Consider the following 3,290-nt stretch of genomic DNA (forward strand, 5'->3'; position numbering starts at 1 on the left):
AGCGCAGACTTCCGTCATGTGTGATTGATCTATATAGTTTCCCGTTAATGAGGCTCCCACTCGTTTTCACAGCGGTAGCCTCAATTTGTAGTTTGTTAAAGTAATATATCTCGTTTGCTGAATAAAATATACGATCTCACTAAAATCATTCCATCGTAAAAACTATATCAACTAACCTTTGAATGGCTATGGGGACAAGGTAATTTAGAGCAAATTATTGTAATACCATCCGGTATGATCATCATTTGTAAAATCCTTCTGAGCTTTTCTTCTTAGTGTAAGACGCTTCCTTATCAAACAAGTGGCTACCTCGTCAGGATCTCCCAATTTTCCCCATCGATTTCTAGCAAAGAAGGCACACCACTGGGTTTACATGGTCAGATCGGAACCATTATTTAGCGTCAGGCCGACAGTAGTACCATCGGCTTTTACGTATTCGCAAGTTTAACTTCATCCAAAGCTCTCTGCGCCAATCCGTTAACCACGATGTCGTCCATCGGCGGATTATGCAGTCCTGCCCGCACGTCGCGGTACATCCGCTCCAATGGTAAACTGCGTGACAAACTCGCAGCACCGACGATACGCATCGCTGTATCTACAATCGAGATAGCTTGATTCGTGGCTACATGTTTGGCCAAGCCTAGCTCCGGCTTTAGTGCTTTGCGTCGATCAGGTTCCCGGTCCCAACGATCGGCAACCGAGTAAAGCACCGTGCGCGCCGTTACAAGCGCGATTTCCATTTCGCCGATTTGACGCCGAATATTCGGTAATTCAGCTATCGGTGTGGTCAAGCTGTTCGGTCGATACTGTTGCGCGAAGTTAATCGCAAAGCTTCTAGCCGCATGTGCAATCCCGATATAACAAGCGGGAATATGCAGTAGCCAGCCACCTTCGTCGGGTCTGCGCTCCTCGCGTGGTGCTCCCGAACGATGAACAAGCTGATCATCTGGCACGAATACGTCTTCAAGCACCACATCGTGGCTCCCCGTAGCGCGCATACCAAGTGTGTTCCATGTTTCTTCTACACGTACGCCAGATCCAGAACGCACAAAAAACTCCCCGGTTTCCTGCGTGCCCTCAATCGCCGCCGAAACAGTAAAACATGTGAGTATCGGACTCAGCGTACTGTAGGTTTTGCGTCCACTCAGCAGCCATCCGCCCTCTGTGGCAACGGCCTTCGTTTCCGGTCTTCCCCCCCGGCTTGGACTCCCTGTTGCCCGTTCCGTCGCCAAATGATTAATCAACACACCTGTTTCCACCGACTCTCGGCAAAAACGTGCGTACAACGTTTCCGGCCAAGCATTCGTAAAGCGTAGCTGATGCAGCAAACCAACGTGCCAGCCCACCGCAAGCGCTGTTGAACCATCGCCTCGCGCGAGTCGCTCCTGGGCAAGTACCAATTCGTACAGCGACGCTTCCTCTCCGCCGTAAACTCGCGGCACTGTCAACTGCAAGTAGCCTGCTTCACGAAGATCCGCGAAATTGGCGAACGGAAAACTTCCCTCTGCATCATGAAGTGCCGAACGAGTCGCGAAGCGAGCGGCTAATCGATCAGAACGTTGCGCAATCTCTGCCTCCCGTTCATTACGAATATAGATATCTGTTTCTATGCTCTCAGTCATTTCTCTCTCCTCTGCATGTAAATATATTAGAATATTCGGGATTATATTGAGTATATGCTAGCTATTAAACTGAAAATATTCAAGACCTAAACTTAAGAATTTCAGATAGCATAAAGGGTATCTCCATGTTGTATGTATATTCAACTCCCTCGTTTCCGTTAGTTTAATCTAATGTCATTTTCCTTTACTTGTATCAATTTTAGCCTTTTCAATTATTTGTGTTATAAAGGGATGTTTAGCTTTCGTATATGCCGCTCTTCAGCAAGCTTCTTCTTCAAATTACAGTATCGTATTAATACATCTGGATGAGTTTTTAAATAATCTCTAAACAAAATATTATTATTCCAATCTTCACCGCCGAATTTATACATATGAAGATGATGTGTACCAGCACCTCTTTCACCTTTTCTAAAAAACCTTCTATTGGGAAGTTCCTTGTGAAAAACGTGCTCATAGTTAATTTTGTGTAATGGTTCAATGAATTCATCTACCTTGTTTAAATCACTTACTCCAACCATAAAATCAATAATCGGTTTTGCACCTAATCCTTCTACCGATGTACTACCAATGTGTTCAATTCCAAGAATTCCATCACTTAATACTTCTCTTACTTTCATAGCTTCTATTTGAAATTGAAAAAACCAATCCGAGCTATACTCCTCAATAACTACGCTTTTCACCATACACGCCTCCAAAAAAATGAATATTTCATTTATTTTAACACTTCTTCATTTCCTCGTGGTTGAACATAACTCCCGTTAGCGGGGAAAAGGCGGCCTCAAGATCTCGGCGGCCTTCACTGGTGTTTTATCAAGCTATGGTTTCCGTTAGTTCAATGTTCGATCATTGTCCGGCGACACAAACTTCATATTTTCCGATTCCAGGCGCGAAGTCCTGAACCGGGCACAGAATAGGAAAAAGCTCCATATCATGTCATCAGGCCATATATACGATGATGTAAGGTGGGGATGGAATGTTGGCGAACGTATGGGGGCAGCCCGAAGCCGTCAGAAATGTCGGACCGCTATGGCCGCCCGGGATTACCGGCGTCAAGATCTATGGAAACCTTCCTCCGGGAGTGCACTTTATCGGACCGGTACACGGTTACCACCATGTTCCGTATCACATGTTTGCACCAATGTACCTTGGCTTTCCGGGCGCCGGCACGTATTTATATTTTTAGCAAATARAGGCTGCCGCCCGACAGCCTTTATTTTCACCTATACGGCAGCCCGTACAATAGAGAAATTCCAGAAGAGCATACTCAGGTAATAAACAGGCTATGGGATTAATGGATTATTCATTTTAAGTCTATCAAACTCATAAATAGTTCGAAGTATAAACTGACTGTTTTTATCTACCCTTTGAAATATCCCCATATAACCAACATCATTAAAAATAATATACTCCATGCTAGTAAATTCATCAGGTCTATTAGATTGCCAGTAATAATGCAATTCTTGTGGGGATTTATACCATAGCCAGTCTAAATCCTTCATTGGCAAACTTTTATGAGATAGTGCCCAAATACTAAATAGAACATGAGGATCCTCTATTTTTATTTCTGAATTTGGATTTTTGTCATGTAATTCCACAGCATACTTATGAAGGTTTACATTGATTTCTGAGCTTGCAGAAAAATGTGACACACCATTTACTTGGCTAAAT

At 43.9% G+C, this 3,290-nt stretch carries 2 protein-coding genes and 1 pseudogene; all 3 read right to left on the bottom strand.

The genetic code is table 11. The features are described from left to right. Positions 1-428: 428 nt before the first annotated feature. Complete coding sequence (locus tag AC1DUA_RS30540) at positions 429-1,622, bottom strand: acyl-CoA dehydrogenase family protein (RefSeq protein ID WP_477503322.1); 1,194 nt, start codon at positions 1,620-1,622, stop codon at positions 429-431. A gap of 174 nt (positions 1,623-1,796) precedes the next feature. Continuing rightward, positions 1,797-2,305 (bottom strand): annotated as a pseudogene (locus AC1DUA_RS30545) (GrpB family protein). 597 nt (positions 2,306-2,902) lie between these two features. Then, positions 2,903-3,290 (bottom strand): hypothetical protein (locus AC1DUA_RS30550; RefSeq protein WP_477503323.1); only part of this gene is annotated, 388 nt, incomplete at its 5' end.

The sequence above is a fragment of the Paenibacillus sp. 01T422 genome (assembly GCF_056398785.1).

Bases quoted from the DNA above. Each gene is read 5' to 3' on its own strand.
- AC1DUA_RS30540 (WP_477503322.1), bottom strand. From the start codon at position 1,622: ATGACTGAGAGCATAGAAACAGATATCTATATTCGTAATGAACGGGAG.